General features: G+C 49.2%; 1 protein-coding gene. It reads right to left on the bottom strand.

The genetic code is table 11. The annotated features are described in order from the left end of the window. Positions 1–17: 17 nt before the first annotated feature. A complete protein-coding gene (locus tag ACN4EG_RS27750) occupies positions 18–1,160 on the bottom strand; it encodes a transposase (RefSeq protein ID WP_431633523.1) in 1,143 nt (380 codons plus the stop codon). Positions 1,161–1,314 lie beyond the last annotated feature (154 nt).

Here is a 1,314-nt window from a genome sequence, read left to right as displayed (position 1 = left end):
CAATACTCCGGACAAAATTAAGCGGCGATGATGCCGTGTTCACAGAGGGTTGAGTAGTTGGGATGTGATTTAATCGAAGTCGGGTCAAGCTCTAACTTGTGAATAAATTGATTGAGAAGGTATTCATTGAAGGCACGGCGTTTGACGCTAGCCATCGAAAAGACAAAGGGTTGGTCAGACGAGTGATGTTGTAGAGCGTCTAGCTTGGCTAAATTGAGGGTGGTAAAGGCAGCATTGAAGTGGAATTGAAGTTTGGCGCAAGAACGCGCTTGGCAATCCTCCAGTCCAGTGAATTGTTTTGCGTCACGAAAAATAAATTCAATTTGAAATCTTAAGCGATACAGTCGGTAGATCTCTTTGGCGTCTTGCTCAGTATCGGTGGAGCATAAAACAACATAACGAGGACGGTTAGGGTCACGACAATCTACCAGATACGCCAACCGAATCGGACGACTCCAAGCCACCGACCAGACGAGGGCAGTGTAGAGAGAAACGCCGGGTTCAATTGCCTCTACAAAGGTGAAGCGTGAAAAATCTTGGAGATCGACTTTGCCATCATACTTGCGGGGTCTGCCACGACGCTTTTGTTCACCCGTGTAAAGAAACTTCAGATTGGCATCGCACCGCAGTTTGGTGATCCCATGCAGGTTTAGAGCAACGGTGCCATTGATAAACGTCGTCTTGGCATAAGCGCCATCGACCGCTAAATATTTGACCCGCTTCGGCAACTGCGGGCGCGTCCTGTGCAAATGATGCAAAGCTTGATCGAGGCGACTACCATCGGGGCAATCGTCCTGGGCCAAGGTCTGTTGAGCACTGAGGGCATAGCCCGTCTCTCGCTCCACATCCACCATCCCCACTAACGACACTTCCAACCCCCGTTCGACTCGACTCGCACTGCCATTCCAGAACCGATCAATCCCAAAGGTCGCTTTGCCACTCTTGCGGATGAACGAAGCATCCATCACTGCCAACACCTCATGCTCGGGGGGAATACTCACCTCACTCAACTGCTGATTGAATCGCGCAAACTCAAACCCCGCCTCGAAATGCCGTCGATAGGTCTTCTCGTTTAACTCGCTATACCGACTCAGATTTGTGAAATTCACGTTCCCACACACCACCAGAATCGTCGAAAATAACGTCACGAAAAAGGTCACTTGCGGTTTGCGAAAATGCCCACTTTTGCAAGTAGGCTTTGTACAATATTTTCCATATGGCTATCCATCCGGTGCGTTTTGGATTAATTTGCACCCTATCCGATGGATAGCTTCTCTGTCCACTCCTGCCTCGCTAAAATTGTCCGGACTATTG

Source organism: Alkalinema pantanalense CENA528 (assembly GCF_050753345.1).
In the GTDB taxonomy this organism is placed as follows: Bacteria; Cyanobacteriota; Cyanobacteriia; order Leptolyngbyales; family Leptolyngbyaceae; genus Alkalinema; species Alkalinema pantanalense.
The sequence above is the reverse complement of the archived record's forward strand: the minus strand, read 5'-3'. Positions and strand labels throughout refer to the sequence as shown.